Below are 14,193 nucleotides of genomic sequence, written 5' to 3' on the forward strand. Positions count from 1 at the left end.
CTTCACCGGCCAGTCCTTGCTTCACCGGCCAGTCCTTGCTTCACCGGCCAGTCCTTGCTTCACCGGCCAGTCCTTGCTTCACCGGCCCGCCCTTGCTTCACCGGAATGAATTGGTGCATTCACGCCGCTTGGCGTAGGACCGCCCGAAATCGCAAAAGACAATTGGGATGAAGCAGCATGGCTGAAGCAGACAAGACGACGGTGGTACCAACTGGTGATTCGCCACGGGGTTTCGCCTTTGCGCTGGCCGCCTATTTCCTTTGGGGCTTCCTGCCGTTCTTCATGAAGGCCGTCGCGCATATTCCGGCGTCGGAAGTGGTGGCGCACCGCATCGTCTGGTCGGTGCCGCTTGCCGGCATCGTGCTGCTTATTTTGGGGCGCACGAGCGATATCAAGCGCGCATTGCGGTCCCCGCGCACCATGATGATGGCAATGGTGACAGCCGTTCTGATCACCATCAACTGGGGCATTTATGTCTGGGCGATCGGTGCCGGGCGGGCGCTGGAAACCGCCCTTGGCTATTACATCAATCCGCTGTTTTCGATCTTCCTCGGTGCCGTGCTCCTGAAGGAAAAACTCAATCCGGCGCAGATTGTTGCGATCGGACTGGCTGCGGTTGCCGTCGTCGTTCTCGCCTTCGATGCCGGTGGTCTGCCCTGGGTGTCGCTGGCCCTGGCCGTGTCCTGGGGTTTTTATGCGTTCTTCCGCAAGACTTTGCCGGTTGGTCCCAACCAGGGCTTCTTTCTCGAGGTGCTGCTGCTCAGCGTTCCCGCCATCGGCTACATCGTCTATCTGGAAGCGAGCGGGCAGGGGCATTTTGGCGATACCGGCATCGCCGATGTCCTCTGGCTTCTGGCCTGCGGTGTCGTCACCGCTGTCCCCCTGATGATCTATGCCAATGGTGCCAAGCTACTGCGGCTCTCGACCATCGGCATCATGCAATACATCGCGCCGACGATGATCTTCGTCATCGCTGTTTTCGTCTTCCACGAGCCCTTCGGTACATCGAAGCTCATCGCCTTCGTGTTGATCTGGGCGGCGCTTGCGGTCTATTCGACATCGATGATCCTGGAAAGCCGCGCCCGGCGCGCGGCCCTCAACCTGGTCCCGCCGGCGGCGTAAATCTTACAGCCGTTTGATGATGCCGGCCTCGCCATCGCGGTCGACCTCGCCGGCCCAGTGGGCCATGATCGCCGGCACGATCTCTTCGGGATCGTCGATGACGATCGGCTGGACAAGATGGGCCGTGTGGATGAAGCCGGCCTCTGACATGTGGCGGATCAGCTCCATCAGCGGATCCCAGAAGCCGTCAATATTCGCGAACACCATCGGTTTGCGGTGACGACCGAGCTGTGCCCAGGTCATGATCTCGATGATCTCTTCCAGGGTGCCGATGCCGCCGGGCAGCGTGACGAAGGCATCGGCGCGCTCGAACATCTTGTGCTTGCGCTCATGCATGTCGGGCGTGACGATCAGTTCGCTGAGTTGGCCCAGCGAATGCCGGGTGGCCTCCATATCCATGAGAAATTCTGGTATGATGCCCGTGACACGGCCGCCATGCGAGAGAACGCCGCTGGCGACGGCCCCCATGATGCCTTTTGTGCCGCCGCCATAGACAAGGCGCAGATGATGTTCGGCGATGGATTTGCCGAGCGTGCGCCCGGCATTCATGTAGGACGGATCGCGTCCGGGCTGGGAGCCACAATAGACGCAGATGGATCGAATCGGGACAGTTTTTTCGCTCATGGCCGGAAAAGACATGGCACCGCAGCGGGCGTCAAGAAAAATGAGGGAAAAAGAACCCGGCCTGGACCGCTCAACATGTGAGAATGCTTGTGAAAAGCACAGGAAATCGTTAGCAATTTCAGAGATGAACAGAAAAAGGGGCGCCTTGGCCTGCCGCCTGCCCAAGAAGCGGACGGAGCGTTTGGTGTCCATGCAGGGGAAGGGCTTCCTGCCGGCGGTGCTCGAGCGATCGCCGGGAGCTTCGGGTCCGTTTGGAGATGTGCATGCTGAAGAACAAGGCCGGCTGGGTGGCCCTTATCGTCCTGGCGATTGCGACCGTGTTGATGGTCTTCTTTGTCATGCCCAATCTCAGCGGCATCAAGGACACGCCGGTGGCCGGAACGCCTGATGTCACCGATGCGAAGCCGGCCGACACGGCAGCTGCGGACGCCAAGGGCGCGCGCCCCTCGGCAACGGCGGAAACTGCCGAAATGCCGGCCGACCCGTCCGTTCAACCGGCAACGGATGCAAAACCTGCCGAAACCGCTGCGGTCGATCCGACTGTAGGCTGGGCCGTTCCTGGCTTTGACGTGCTGCGCGTCGAGCCGGATGGTTCAACCGTCATTGCCGGCAGCGCCCAACCGGGAACCAAGCTCGACATCATGAATGGCGACACGGTGATCGCGAGCACCGAGGTTGGCCAGAGCGGCGATTTTGCCGCCGTTTTCGACAAGCCGCTTTCGGCCGGTGACTATCAGCTGACGCTGCGCAGCGTCGGCGATGGTGGCGCGTCGAAGTCGTCCGAAGAGGTCGCAACCGTTTCGATCCCGAAGGATGCCTCGGGCGAACTTTTAGCGATGGTGTCAAAACCGGGCGAAGCCAGCCGGATCCTGACCACGCCGGAGTCAATGGTGGCCGCCAGTGCGCAGGCAGGGGGCGATGCGCAACCGGCAGGCACGACAGCCACGGAGACGGCAGGCGCGACCGCCTCGTCCGATGCTGATCCGGCCAGCATGGCACAGACCGCGCCTGCAAGCGATACAACTGCCGCTGATGCAGCTGCCGCGGATACGACGGCCGCTGCAACCGATGGCGCCAACGGGCAAGCGGCGAAGGCTGCTGCTGACGCAACTCCGTCCGAGGCCATTGTTGCCTCTCCCGCTGAGGCCACAACCGCGACCGCTTCCGATACTGCTGCGGCAACAACGCCTGCTGCCACGACAATGGCGGGCAAGGCCGAGGTTGCTGTCTCCGCGGTCGAAATCGAAGGCCGCAAGGTTTTCGTGGCCGGCAGGGCAAAGCCGGGCGCGCTCGTGCGTATCTATGCCGACGATATTCTGGTCGGCGAGATGAAGGCGGATGAGCAGGGACGCTTCGTCGTCGATGGCACGCTCGATCTTGCTGTCGGCAAACATACGATCCGCGCCGACATGCTCTCGGCCGACGGCAGCAAGGTCGATGTCCGGGCGTCCGTACCCTTTGATCGCCCGGAAGGCGAGCAGGTTGCCGCTGTCGCGCAATCCGGTGCCGCGGGCACGATGGCAGCCTTCGACGGCGGCAGCTTCGACGGCCTGCGGCTGGAGGCAGGCAAGGCGCTCTCGCTGCTCAAGGGCCTGTTTGAAGGGGGCAAGGTGCCGAGTGCAGAACAGCTCGCGGCGGCCCGCTCGGCAACCGAGATTGCGCTGAACTCGCTGGCCGACTTCAAGGTTGCCGGCACGCTGGACGAAACCATTGCCGATATGGCGACCAGAACCTCGGCCGCTGCAGCGGAAGCCCTTGTCATGCTTAAGGCTGTGCCGCAGGACGCCGCCAGCGTTTCGGCCGCGCTTGGCAAGATCGAAACCGCCGTGGGTTCGGCGCTGATGCCGCGTACCGATGGAACCGGCGCGGCTGCAGACAGCAATGCTGCAACAGCCGCTTCTCCGGCGCAGGATACCGCCACGCAAACGCCTGCCGACAGCGCCACCCAACCGCCCACGACGGAGGCCGCGCAGACGACGCAGCCAGCCGCCGGGACGGACACGGCAGCCGGCGGCCAGGCGGTCGAAGGCCCGGCTGTTGAAGGTCAGACTGTTGAAGGTCAGGCCACCGACGGTGCAGCATCCTCGACCACGACAACAACGGCCAGCGGCGGCCAGTCCGCCTCGGAGCCCGAAACGGTCGAGCAGGCGCCGCTTCAGCAGAGCAAGACATCGGTGATCATCCGCCGCGGCGATACGTTGTGGCAGATCTCGCGCCGGGTCTATGGTGCGGGCGTGCGCTACACGACGATCTATCTCGCCAACGAGGATCAGATCACCGATCCCAACCGCATCCTGCCGGGGCAGGTGTTCGGCGTGCCGGACCAGGCCATGTCGGAGCAGGAATCCGAAGTTGTGCACCGCAAGCATCTGCAGCAGGCACCCTGATGCGGTTTTCAGGGTCCGCTCCATTGCGGTGAGCGCGTGAAAAACCTATTTGAGACAGGAGGCGGCGTCTTACCCAAGGCGCCGCTTTTCATTGAAGACCTGCAAAGGTGACGCACCGTGGCTCCACAGAAAAAAACAGTATCCGCCGACGCCGGCAATCCGATGCGGACCATCGTCAATCTCTGGCCCTATATGTGGCCGAGCGATCGCGCCGATCTGAAAATGCGGGTCGTCTGGGCGACCGTCATCCTGCTCGTTGCCAAGATCGTGCTGCTTTTGGTTCCCTACTTCTTCAAATGGGCGACGGACGCGCTGAACGGTCGAACGGATCTTGTCGGCGTGCTGCCCGTGGTCTTCACCGGTGCCGTCATGCTTGTCCTCGCCTATAATCTGGCGCGGTTGCTGCAGGCTGGGCTCAATCAGCTGCGTGATGCGCTGTTTGCCAGCGTCGGCCAGCATGCCGTGCGCCAGCTCGCCTACCGTACCTTCGTGCATATGCACCAGCTGTCGCTGCGCTTTCACCTGGAGCGACGCACCGGCGGCCTGTCGCGCATCATCGAACGCGGCACCAAGGGCATCGAAACCATCGTTCGCTTCACCATCCTCAACACCGTGCCGACACTGATCGAGTTCCTGCTGACGGCGATCATCTTCTGGTGGGGCTACGGCTTCAGCTATCTTTTGGTCACCGCCGTCACGGTGGTGGTCTATATCTGGTTCACGGTGAAGGCCAGCGACTGGCGCATCGGCATCCGCCGCTCGATGAATGACAGCGATACCGAGGCCAATACCAAGGCGATCGATTCGCTCCTGAATTTCGAGACCGTCAAATATTTCGGCAATGAGGACATGGAAGCGCAGCGCTTCGACCAGTCGATGGCGCGCTACGAGCGTTCGGCGACGCAGGTCTGGACATCGCTGGGCTGGCTCAACTTCGGCCAGGCGGTGATCTTCGGCGCAGGCACGGCCGTGATGATGGTCATGTCCGCACTGGCCGTGCAGCGCGGCGAGCAGACGCTGGGCGACTTCGTCTTCATCAACGCCATGTTGATGCAGCTATCCATCCCGCTGAACTTCATCGGCTTCGTCTATCGTGAAATCCGCCAGGGTCTCACCGATATCGAGCAGATGTTCGACCTGCTGGAGGTCGAGGCGGAGGTCAACGACAGTCCGGATGCGCGCGAACTGCTCATCGACAAGGGTGCGATCGTCTTCAAGGACGTGCATTTTGCCTATGATCCGGCCCGGCCGATCCTCAAGGGCATTTCCTTCGAGGTTCCCGCCGGCAAGACCGTGGCCGTCGTCGGCCCCTCCGGTGCCGGCAAATCAACGCTGTCGCGGCTGCTCTACCGGTTTTACGATGTGCAAAGCGGCACCATCACCATTGATGGGCAGGATGTGCGCGACGTGAAGCAGAAGAGCCTGCGCGCTGTTATCGGCATGGTGCCGCAGGATACCGTTTTGTTCAACGACACGATTGCCTACAACATCCGCTACGGCCGCCCGTCGGCCAGCGAAGAGGAGGTGGTTGCCGCTGCGGACATCGCCCAGATCGGCAGCTTCATCAAGAGCCTGCCCGAAGGTTACAAGGCGATGGTTGGCGAGCGCGGCCTGAAACTGTCCGGTGGCGAAAAACAGCGTGTGGCGATCGCCCGCACGGTTTTGAAAAGCCCGCCGATCCTGATCCTCGACGAGGCGACCTCGGCGCTCGATACCCGCACCGAGCAGGAAATCCAGGCGGCACTCGATATCGTCTCGCAGAACCGCACGACGCTGGTCATTGCCCACCGGCTGTCGACCGTCATTCATGCCGACGAGATCATCGTCCTGAAGGATGGCGGCATCGCCGAGCGCGGTACGCATGGGGAACTTATCGATAGCAACGGGCTTTATGCATCCATGTGGAACCGCCAGCGCGAAGCAACGCAGGCCGAGGAACAGTTGAAAAAAGTGCGCGAAAGCGACGATCTTGGCGTCGTCGTGCGGGGGGCGACGGCGATATGATGGCTGGGCCAACCGCCAAAGGCAGCAGCGTTGGACACGGACCCCACGCTTCGTTGCCCTGCCTTATCCCTTCCGACGACCTGCTGGCTATTGGCTATTGGGCCGCTTCGCTGTAGGCCTTCTGCAACGTTCGATAACTGGAGACTGCCATTCATGAGCTTGATCACGACGATACGCAACACGCTGGTTCCTGTGCATAAGGAAGGATATCCCTTCATCGCCGGTTTCTTCGTTGTTTCGCTTGTTCTCGGCTTTCTCTGGGAGCCGTTGATGTGGATCGGCTTTATCCTGACCGTCTGGTGCGCCTATTTCTTCCGTGATCCGGTCCGCCTGACACCGCTGGATGACGATCTGGTGATCAGCCCGGCCGATGGCCGCGTCTCCTCGATCGCGCTGGTTTCGCCGCCAGACGAGCTTGGTCTGGGAAGCGAGCCAATGCTGCGCATTACCGTGTTCATGAATGTTTTCAATTGCCATGTGAACCGTGCGCCGATGCGCGGCACGATCCGTCGTATCGCCTATCGCGCCGGCAAGTTTGTCAATGCAGAGCTGGACAAGGCGAGCCACGAGAACGAACGCAACGGCCTGGTGATCGAGACGGAACGCGGCGCAATCGGCGCGGTGCAGATTGCCGGTCTCGTCGCACGCCGGATTGTTTGCTGGTCCGCAGAATCGGATACACTGCAGGCGGGTGAACGTTTTGGCCTCATTCGCTTCGGTTCGCGTCTGGACGTGTTCCTGCCGGAGGGCGCGCAGCCGCGTGTCAGCCTTGGCCAGACGGCGATTGCCGGTGAAACGGTGCTGGCGGAGTTCGGCTCTTCCAAGGGCCCGGTCATCAGCCGCCGAGGCTGATGATGGCTCACGATCCAGGAACAGGAGCGACGCATGGAAACCCCCTTTCCACCCTTTGAACCGAATGGACCGAACGATGAGGCCCGCGGCCCGCGCCTGCGCGAGATCCCGCTGCGGCTGATCATCCCCAACCTGATCACCGTTCTCGCCATCTGCGCCGGTCTATCGGGCGTGCGGCTTGCCTTTGAAGGTCGCTTCGAACTGGCGGTTGCCATGGTGCTGGTCGCTGCCTTCCTGGATGGTATCGACGGGCGCGTGGCGCGGCTGATGAAGGCCACCTCAAAGTTTGGCGCGCAGATGGACAGTCTTGCCGACATCGTCAATTTCGGTGTCGCCCCGGCCCTGGTTCTCTATGCTTTCGTTCTGGACCAGGCACGCTCGCTCGGCTGGATCGCTGCCCTCATCTACGTCATTGCAGCCGGTCTCCGGCTTGCCCGTTTCAACGTCATGTCCGAGCGCGAAGTGAAAACCACCTGGCAGTCGGAATATTTCGTTGGCGTGCCGGCGCCCGCCGGCGCCATGCTGGTTTTGCTGCCGATGTATCTTGGCCTGCTCGGGATCGTGCCGGACCAGACGATGGGCATTCTGTCTGCAGCCTATACCGTCCTGATCGCTTTCCTTCTGGTCAGCCGCCTGCCGGTCTGGTCGGGCAAGTCCGAAAACCGCGTTCGCCGCGATCTTGTCCTGCCGATCATCCTGTTCGTCGTGCTCTATGTCGCAACGCTGATGAGCTTCACCTGGGAAACCATGGTGCTGACGGCCGTCGGTTACCTGATCACGCTGCCCTTCGGCGCCCGCAAATGGCAGAAGAAATATGGCAACTGGCCGATGCATCCGGACAGTGCGGCGAGCGGCGAGGATGGATTGCCGGGCGACCGTCTCTAGCCGGACTGGCCTTTCCCTCGGCGCGAATGACCGTTTCTGCGGTTCAAGGCAATGGTTGTGAAGTATCGGTCGCTGCGGGCTTGGCATCGCCTGGGCGGATACCCTGGATCGCAAAGCGGTGAACGGGGAGGGCGTAGGGCGCCGTCTCCGGAACGCTGGCGCCCATGTAGCGAACAAGCGCAATCGACAGCGCCTTGGGCTCAACAATCCCGCGTTGAAACAGCTTGATGATCAGCTTGGTCGCGACATTGCATTCCCGTGGCTTTTGACGAGACGCACACCAATACCCTGTGGCGATCAGCACCCCCTGAAGCATATTCAGGTCGCGGCTGGTGAGATAATGGTATGGAGATGTGGAAGACATGATGTCCTCCTTCGGTTGGGGCGAAGGTATGGAGGCCCTCAATCAGCAGCGCCCTTTTTCAAGGCTGCCGAAGGTCTGACAATGCGCTCTAGAGCATGCATACACAAGGCCCTTCTTAACAAGGCGCAACCATGTCGATATTGGATATTGCGCTTGCTATTTCCTGTTGAAGGCCACATAGCTTGCCCTTCGGCAGCATTTTGTGCGGGCACTGCCGCTTAAGGGGGTATACCCCTAGCCTCAATTGAAGGAGGGCTTTATGTCTTCCACCTTCGTCGCCAATCGAATTGCGCTCTTCCTCATCAGTTCGTCCGTGGTCCTCGCGATGTTTTTCATCGCAGCCATCACTTTCGCCTAGCCGATGCCAGAAATTGAGGATCGTGCATGACGGTATCCTTTCCAAATGCGGCCAGAAGTTATGATGAAACCAAGCAGCGGATCCGCTTCCTTGGGCATGACGGCATGTTTGAAGTTAAATTCTTCCTGAACATCGAAGCGCTGGGTCTCGATCGGCCCGTTCGGGATCTGTCCGAAGCCGATTACCTGAAAGCTTTCGACGCCATGAGGGCAAAGATCCTCAAGGTCGCGGAACGGCTTTACAAGTCCCGAGGCGGAAATGCCGTCAATCTGGAAAGCAGTGATTTCTGAGCCGAACCGGTTGCCTATTCCGGCAGCCGGTAATCGACGATCTTGTTTTCCCGGACGATGAACAGCTTGCCGGTTTCTGTCTGGTCCGGCCCGAGCAGCGGCATCAGTGCTGCCGCCACTTCGGACGGGTGCGGCAGTGTAGTCGGGTCTTCGCCGGGGATCGCCTGTGCACGCATGGCCGTGCGCGTCGCGCCGGGATCGACGCTGAGGATGCGCAGGGCGAGCCGCTGCGTTTCGCCGGCCCAGGTGCGGGCCAGGGCTTCGACGGCAGCCTTCGAGGCGGAGTAGGCCCCCCAGAAGGGCTTGCACTTGTGGGCGGCGCTGGAGGACAGGATCAGGGCCCTGCCGGCATCGGAAAGCTGCAGCAGCGGATCCACCGAGCGGATGAGACGCCATGTGGCTGTGACGTTGACCGTCATCACCTTTTCGAAAACCTTGGCTTCGACATGGCCGATCGGCGAGATGACGCCGAGAACACCGGCATTGGCAACGAGGATATCCAGTTTGCCCCAGCGCTCGTGAATGGCGCCGCCGAGCTTGTCGATTGCCGCCATGTCGGCGAGATCGAACGGCACGAGGGTCGCCGGCAATCCACCCGCCGCCTTGATGGCATCGTCGAGATCTTCCAGACCGCCGACGGTACGGGCACAGGCGATGACCTGCGCGCCGGCCTTGGCAAGCTCAAGTGCCGTGAAATAGCCGATGCCGCGCGACGCGCCGGTGACCAATGCTATGCGGCCCTTGAGATCGATCATGTTTGGAAGGCTCCGAATGTGATGTGGCAGGGTGTGCTGCCACAGGTTCGGGCGGATGCACGAGGCAGGCAGCAGATCGTTGGATAGTCGAGGCGATGCCCCGGGCCGTCACCGGCCCGGAAAGGACTGTCAGCTCTTGCTGGCGAGCATGGAGAGCTTGGGGCCCGGATTGTCGCCATTCTTGTCGAGAAGGCGCGTTGGGTAGTCTCCGGTGAAATAGTGATCGGTGAACTGCGGCCGGGTATCATTGCGGCTTTCGCCGCCGACGGCCCGATAGAGCCCGTCAATGCTCAGGAACTCCAGCGAATCGGCGCCGATGAATTTGCACATCGAGGCGAGATCGGCATGCTGGTTGGCGAGCAGCTTGTCGCGGTCCGGCGTGTCGATACCGTAAAAGTCCGGGTAGAAGATCATCGGGCTGGCCACGCGGATATGCACTTCGGTTGCCCCGGCTTCGCGGATCATCTGCACGATTTTCAGTGACGTCGTGCCACGCACGATCGAATCATCGACCAGGACGACACGCTTGCCCTCGATCATGGCGCGGTTGGCCGAATGCTTCAGCTTCACACCGAAGGCGCGGATCTGCTGTGTTGGCTCGATGAAGGTGCGGCCGACATAATGGTTGCGGATGATGCCGAGTTCGAAGGGTATGCCGCTGGCCTGGGCAAAGCCGATCGCAGCCGGCGTGCCACCGTCCGGAACGGGAACGACGACATCGGCCTCGACCGGGGCCTCCTTCGCCAGGTTGATGCCCATGTTCTTGCGCGCGACATAGACATTACGGCCGCCGACGACTGAATCCGGTCGGGCAAAATAGACATATTCGAACAGGCAGAGCCGCTCCGGCTGTGGCTTGTTCGGCTTGCGGGCGTCAATGGAGATCGATCCGTCGGCTTCGATCTCGCAGATGACGACTTCGCCGTTTTCGACGTCGCGAATGTATTTCGCGCCGATGATGTCGAGCGCGCAGGTTTCCGAACAGAAGATCGGCTTGCCGTCGAGCTCGCCCATGACGAGCGGCCGGATGCCGGTCGGGTCGCGCGCTGCGATCAGTTTGGTGCGGGTCATCGCCACCATTGAGTAGCCGCCTTCCATCTGGCGGATGGCATCGATGAAGCGGTCCGCTGTCGAGGAATGACGCGATCGGGCGATGAGGTGCAGCACGACTTCGGTGTCCGATGTCGACTGACAGATGGCGCCGGTGGCGATGATCTGCCGACGCAGTGTCAGGCCGTTGGTGAAGTTGCCGTTATGGGCAATGGCGATACCGCCGACTTCCAGTTCCGCAAACAGCGGCTGGACGTTGCGCAGCGCCACTTCCCCCGTCGTCGAATAGCGCGTGTGTCCGATCGAGATGGTGCCCGGCAGCTTGGCCAGCGTTGCCGGGTCGGTGTAGTGATCGCCGACGAGGCCCATGCGCTTTTCGGTGTGAAACTGCGTCCCGTCGAAGGTGACGATGCCGGCCGCTTCCTGGCCGCGATGCTGGAGCGCGTGCAGGCCAAGCGCCGTCAGCGTCGCTGCGTCCGGGTGTCCGAGAATGCCGAACACGCCACATTCTTCATGCAGCGTATCGCCATCCATCTCGTCTTCGATCTGTGCGGCTCGCAAATGGGTCATCGCTGTTGGCCTTTGTGTTGACGGCTGAAACGCGTTTCGCATGTTGTATCGGGTCTTCCGTCCGTCAAGCCGAAGCGGCCTGATGGTTTCACATATCGTTACTGCAAAATGGACAGAGCCCGCCAAAGCGGGCCCTCACTCTATCTGCGGCCTTAGCCGTTGGTCGCCGCGTCATTCGTTGCGGGGTTCTCTTCGGCGGGCGGCTGCGTGGTCGTACCACCCGTGCCGTCATTCTCGCCTTCGCCGGTCGTATCCTTGCCGCGCAGGCGGTCGAGGATCGTCGCATCGGCATTTTCCGGCAGGAGCGCAATCAGCTTTCCGCCGAGATTGTCGAGCAGCGGCTTGGATTTTGCGGTCGTCACCCAGACCGGCTGCTGCTGCGGGGCAACCAGCCAGTTGAAGAACAGCATGGCGACGACCACCAGAAGCACGCCACGGGCCGCGCCGAACAGGAAGCCCAGCGTGCGGTCGAGTGCGCCGATGCGGCTGTCGATGATGAAATCGGCGATGCGCATGGTGATGAAGGAAATGATGATCAGAGCGACGAGGAAAACCACGCCGGCCGACCCGATCATCGCGACCGTGTCGCTCGTCGTGTAGGTCTTCGCATAGGGCAGCAGGAAGGGGTAGAGGAAGAAGGCCGCGGCAGCAGCGCCGACCCAACTGGCAACCGACAGAACTTCCCGCGAGAAGCCGCGGACCATGGCCAGGATGGCCGAGAAAAGCGCGACGCCGAGCACGATACCGTCGAGAATTGTAATGGGCATGTTGTCCTACTCCGAACCCGCGTCTGACGCGACCCCAAGCTAATTTTCTGCACCATATATCATCGCGCGTTGGGCGTCTTTCGATGGCACATGGTTGAACACTGTTTTCACCGGAATAGACAGGCTTTCACCCGCAATTCCGTCAATCGTCGTTATCCGCCTGTTTCAGCGCACCCTTTGAGCCGGCAATGCGCGCCACGAGATCCGGCAGGCTTTCCATCTCGCTCCACCGCATGCCGGCGCCTTTCGGCAGGTCGGCGGAGGCGGCGGGCAGGACGGCCTGGGAAAAGCCGAGCTTCTCGGCTTCCTTCAGGCGCTGGGCCGTGTGCGCAACCGGCCGGACGGCGCCGGACAGACTGACTTCGCCGAAATAGACGCAATCGGGCGGAAGGGCAAGACCGGCAAGTGACGAAACAAGGGCTGATGCGACCGCAAGGTCTGCCGCCGGCTCGCTGATCCGGTATCCGCCGGCAATGTTCAGGTAGACGTCGTGCTGTCCAAGGCGCACGCCGCAATGCGCTTCGAGCACAGCCAGGATCATCGACAGGCGCGCCGAATCCCAGCCAACCACGGCGCGGCGGGGGGTGCCGAGCGAAGTCGGCGCGACCAGCGCCTGCACCTCGACCAGCACCGGCCGCGTCCCCTCCATGCCGGCAAAGACAGCAGCGCCCGGCGATTTGGCATTGCGTTCGCCCAGAAACAGTTCGGAGGGGTTGGTAACTTCGCGCAGGCCCTTGTCCGACATTTCGAACACGCCGATCTCGTCGGTCGGGCCGAAGCGGTTCTTGACGGTGCGCAGGATGCGGTAGTGATGCCCGCGGTCGCCTTCGAAATACAGCACGGCATCGACCATGTGTTCGACGACGCGCGGCCCGGCGATCTGGCCTTCCTTGGTGACATGACCGACCAGGACGACGGCGGCACCCGTCTGCTTGGCAAAGCGGATCATGGCCTGCACGCCGGTGCGCACCTGCGTCACCGTACCCGGCGCCGAATCGGCCGTGTCGCTCCATAGCGTCTGGATCGAATCGATGATCGCAAGATCCGGCCGCCTGCCTTCGCCAAGCGTCGCCAGAATGTCTTCGACATTGGTTTCGGCGGCCAGCAGCACATCGGTGTCGGCAGCACCCAGTCGCTGTGCCCTCAGCCGCACCTGCGCCACCGCCTCTTCGCCCGAGACGTAAATGACACGGTGGCCCTGGCGCGCAAGGGCGGCGGCTGCCTGCATCAGAACCGTCGATTTGCCGATGCCGGGATCGCCACCGATCAAAACGGCCGAGCCGCGTACGAAACCGCCGCCGGTCGCCCGGTCGAGCTCCGAAATGCCGGTGGTGATGCGCGGCGCTTCCTCGATCTCGCCGGACAGGGTGGTCAACGCCACCGGGCGGCCCTTCTTCGGCGTCCTGCCGGGTCCGCCGCCGATCCCGCCCATCGGGTCTTCCTCGACGATCGTGTTCCACTGGCCGCAGCCTTCGCATTTGCCCACCCAGCGGGCGTGCACGCTGCCACAGTTTTGGCAGATGAAATTCGTACGGGCTTTCGCCATCAGGTCATGTCGCTTTCGGGGAAATCATCGGCACGGTTTTTTTGCTTTCCGTGCCGGATGCGCAGAACCAGAATGTCGGAGTCTGCAGAACGGAAATAAATGATATAGTTCTTGTAGAAAAATGCGCGAAGTCCTTCCCGGAATTCCTCACGAGAGACGCCTGTCATGCCAAGGCTTGCGAAGCGTTCAATCTTCTGCTGGAGTTCATCAACGAGTCGGTCGGCGGCGATAGGATTTTTCTCGGCGATGAATTTGTAGATTTCGACCAGGTCTCTGCTCGCTAGTCGCGAGAGGCGGAACCGTTTCGGCCGGATCAATTTTTCTCGGCCGCCATCGCCTTCACATGTGCCAGCAATTCCCCCGGCGATGAGAACGTATAAACATGGCCGGCTGCGACATCGTCTTCTGCCTGCTGTATCAACAGCCGCAACTCTTCGGCGTCTTCCTCCTCACGGCTCTGCAAAAGGTGCAGCCCTTCCCTGATAACATCGACAGCGCTCTTGTAAGGTCCGATTCTCACACGCTCCTCAATGAACGCTTCATCTTCGTCGCTGAGCTGGATATCTGCCATCCTGATCTCCTTTTGTTCTTTCTACAGCAACGGACAGGTCTTTCCAAG

Annotated in this window: 14 protein-coding genes; 6 read left to right on the top strand and 8 right to left on the bottom strand. The window is 61.5% G+C overall.

The genetic code is table 11. The features are described from left to right. Nucleotides 1–177: 177 nt before the first annotated feature. Nucleotides 178–1,122 carry an EamA family transporter RarD gene (rarD, locus tag AX760_RS02085; protein WP_071831183.1) on the top strand — a complete coding sequence of 315 codons (945 nt, stop codon included), beginning with the start codon at nucleotides 178–180 and terminating at the stop codon, nucleotides 1,120–1,122. Between the two features lie 3 nt (nucleotides 1,123–1,125). Here the strand turns inward: rarD and AX760_RS02090 are convergent, their stop codons facing one another. Then, nucleotides 1,126–1,746, bottom strand: coding sequence for an LOG family protein (locus AX760_RS02090; protein WP_071831294.1), 621 nt, complete (start codon nucleotides 1,744–1,746; stop codon nucleotides 1,126–1,128). Between the two features lie 263 nt (nucleotides 1,747–2,009). Between AX760_RS02090 and AX760_RS02095 the strand changes: the two genes are divergently transcribed. The 4 genes from AX760_RS02095 (at nucleotide 2,010) to pssA (ending at nucleotide 7,874) form a co-directional block, all read left to right on the top strand. Beyond that, nucleotides 2,010–4,133, top strand: a complete 2,124-nt coding sequence (locus AX760_RS02095; RefSeq protein ID WP_071831184.1) for a LysM peptidoglycan-binding domain-containing protein — start codon at nucleotides 2,010–2,012, stop codon at nucleotides 4,131–4,133. A 162-nt stretch (nucleotides 4,134–4,295) separates the two neighbouring features. Next, nucleotides 4,296–6,137 (top strand): ABCB family ABC transporter ATP-binding protein/permease, encoded by a 1,842-nt coding sequence (locus AX760_RS02100; RefSeq protein ID WP_071831295.1) that lies wholly within the window; start codon nucleotides 4,296–4,298, stop codon nucleotides 6,135–6,137. 153 nt (nucleotides 6,138–6,290) lie between these two features. Continuing rightward, nucleotides 6,291–6,989, top strand: a complete 699-nt coding sequence (locus AX760_RS02105; RefSeq protein WP_071831185.1) for a phosphatidylserine decarboxylase — start codon at nucleotides 6,291–6,293, stop codon at nucleotides 6,987–6,989. 33 nt (nucleotides 6,990–7,022) lie between these two features. Beyond that, nucleotides 7,023–7,874: a CDP-diacylglycerol--serine O-phosphatidyltransferase gene (gene pssA, locus AX760_RS02110; protein WP_071831186.1), complete on the top strand. Its 852-nt coding sequence runs from the start codon at nucleotides 7,023–7,025 to the stop codon at nucleotides 7,872–7,874. A gap of 43 nt (nucleotides 7,875–7,917) precedes the next feature. On the opposite strand, the gene AX760_RS02115 is transcribed toward pssA, so the two are convergent. Beyond that, nucleotides 7,918–8,238 carry a hypothetical protein gene (locus tag AX760_RS02115; RefSeq protein WP_071831187.1) on the bottom strand — a complete coding sequence of 107 codons (321 nt, stop codon included), beginning with the start codon at nucleotides 8,236–8,238 and terminating at the stop codon, nucleotides 7,918–7,920. A 384-nt stretch (nucleotides 8,239–8,622) separates the two neighbouring features. Here AX760_RS02115 and AX760_RS02120 point away from each other — a divergent pair, with 384 nt between their 5' ends. After that, nucleotides 8,623–8,886 carry a DUF1488 family protein gene (locus AX760_RS02120; RefSeq protein WP_071831188.1) on the top strand — a complete coding sequence of 88 codons (264 nt, stop codon included), beginning with the start codon at nucleotides 8,623–8,625 and terminating at the stop codon, nucleotides 8,884–8,886. 14 nt (nucleotides 8,887–8,900) lie between these two features. Here AX760_RS02120 and AX760_RS02125 read toward each other — a convergent pair whose 3' ends face one another. The 6 genes from AX760_RS02125 to AX760_RS02150 all read right to left on the bottom strand — a co-directional run bounded on the left by AX760_RS02125 (nucleotide 8,901) and on the right by AX760_RS02150 (nucleotide 14,145). Beyond that, complete coding sequence (locus tag AX760_RS02125) at nucleotides 8,901–9,641, bottom strand: SDR family NAD(P)-dependent oxidoreductase (protein ID WP_071831189.1); 741 nt, start codon at nucleotides 9,639–9,641, stop codon at nucleotides 8,901–8,903. A gap of 129 nt (nucleotides 9,642–9,770) precedes the next feature. Beyond that, nucleotides 9,771–11,261, bottom strand: a complete 1,491-nt coding sequence (purF, locus tag AX760_RS02130) for an amidophosphoribosyltransferase (protein WP_071831190.1) — start codon at nucleotides 11,259–11,261, stop codon at nucleotides 9,771–9,773. 152 nt (nucleotides 11,262–11,413) lie between these two features. Continuing rightward, nucleotides 11,414–12,028 carry a CvpA family protein gene (locus AX760_RS02135; protein WP_071831191.1) on the bottom strand — a complete coding sequence of 205 codons (615 nt, stop codon included), beginning with the start codon at nucleotides 12,026–12,028 and terminating at the stop codon, nucleotides 11,414–11,416. Nucleotides 12,029–12,170: 142 nt separating this feature from the next. Next, the gene (gene radA, locus AX760_RS02140) at nucleotides 12,171–13,574 is read right to left on the bottom strand and encodes a DNA repair protein RadA (RefSeq protein ID WP_071831192.1); all 1,404 of its coding nucleotides are present in this window, start codon (nucleotides 13,572–13,574) and stop codon (nucleotides 12,171–12,173) included. Then, nucleotides 13,574–13,891, bottom strand: a complete 318-nt coding sequence (locus AX760_RS02145; RefSeq protein ID WP_245294913.1) for a type II toxin-antitoxin system RelE/ParE family toxin — start codon at nucleotides 13,889–13,891, stop codon at nucleotides 13,574–13,576. Before AX760_RS02145 ends, radA begins: the two co-directional genes overlap by 1 nt. After that, a complete protein-coding gene (locus tag AX760_RS02150; protein ID WP_071831193.1) occupies nucleotides 13,888–14,145 on the bottom strand; it encodes a type II toxin-antitoxin system ParD family antitoxin in 258 nt (85 codons plus the stop codon). The genes AX760_RS02145 and AX760_RS02150 overlap by 4 nt, the downstream gene beginning before the upstream one ends. Between the last annotated feature and the right edge of the window lie 48 nt (nucleotides 14,146–14,193).

This window comes from Pararhizobium antarcticum, from assembly GCF_001885585.1.
In the GTDB taxonomy this organism is placed as follows: Bacteria; Pseudomonadota; Alphaproteobacteria; order Rhizobiales; family Rhizobiaceae; genus Pararhizobium; species Pararhizobium antarcticum.

Bases quoted from the DNA above. Each gene is read 5' to 3' on its own strand.
- rarD (WP_071831183.1), top strand. From the start codon at position 178: ATGGCTGAAGCAGACAAGACGACGGTGGTACCAACTGGTGATTCGCCA.
- AX760_RS02090 (WP_071831294.1), bottom strand. From the start codon at position 1,746: ATGAGCGAAAAAACTGTCCCGATTCGATCCATCTGCGTCTATTGTGGC.
- AX760_RS02095 (WP_071831184.1), top strand. From the start codon at position 2,010: ATGCTGAAGAACAAGGCCGGCTGGGTGGCCCTTATCGTCCTGGCGATT.
- AX760_RS02100 (WP_071831295.1), top strand. From the start codon at position 4,296: ATGCGGACCATCGTCAATCTCTGGCCCTATATGTGGCCGAGCGATCGC.
- AX760_RS02105 (WP_071831185.1), top strand. From the start codon at position 6,291: ATGAGCTTGATCACGACGATACGCAACACGCTGGTTCCTGTGCATAAG.
- pssA (WP_071831186.1), top strand. From the start codon at position 7,023: ATGGAAACCCCCTTTCCACCCTTTGAACCGAATGGACCGAACGATGAG.
- AX760_RS02115 (WP_071831187.1), bottom strand. From the start codon at position 8,238: ATGTCTTCCACATCTCCATACCATTATCTCACCAGCCGCGACCTGAAT.
- AX760_RS02120 (WP_071831188.1), top strand. From the start codon at position 8,623: ATGACGGTATCCTTTCCAAATGCGGCCAGAAGTTATGATGAAACCAAG.
- AX760_RS02125 (WP_071831189.1), bottom strand. From the start codon at position 9,641: ATGATCGATCTCAAGGGCCGCATAGCATTGGTCACCGGCGCGTCGCGC.
- purF (WP_071831190.1), bottom strand. From the start codon at position 11,261: ATGACCCATTTGCGAGCCGCACAGATCGAAGACGAGATGGATGGCGAT.
- AX760_RS02135 (WP_071831191.1), bottom strand. From the start codon at position 12,028: ATGCCCATTACAATTCTCGACGGTATCGTGCTCGGCGTCGCGCTTTTC.
- radA (WP_071831192.1), bottom strand. From the start codon at position 13,574: ATGGCGAAAGCCCGTACGAATTTCATCTGCCAAAACTGTGGCAGCGTG.
- AX760_RS02150 (WP_071831193.1), bottom strand. From the start codon at position 14,145: ATGGCAGATATCCAGCTCAGCGACGAAGATGAAGCGTTCATTGAGGAG.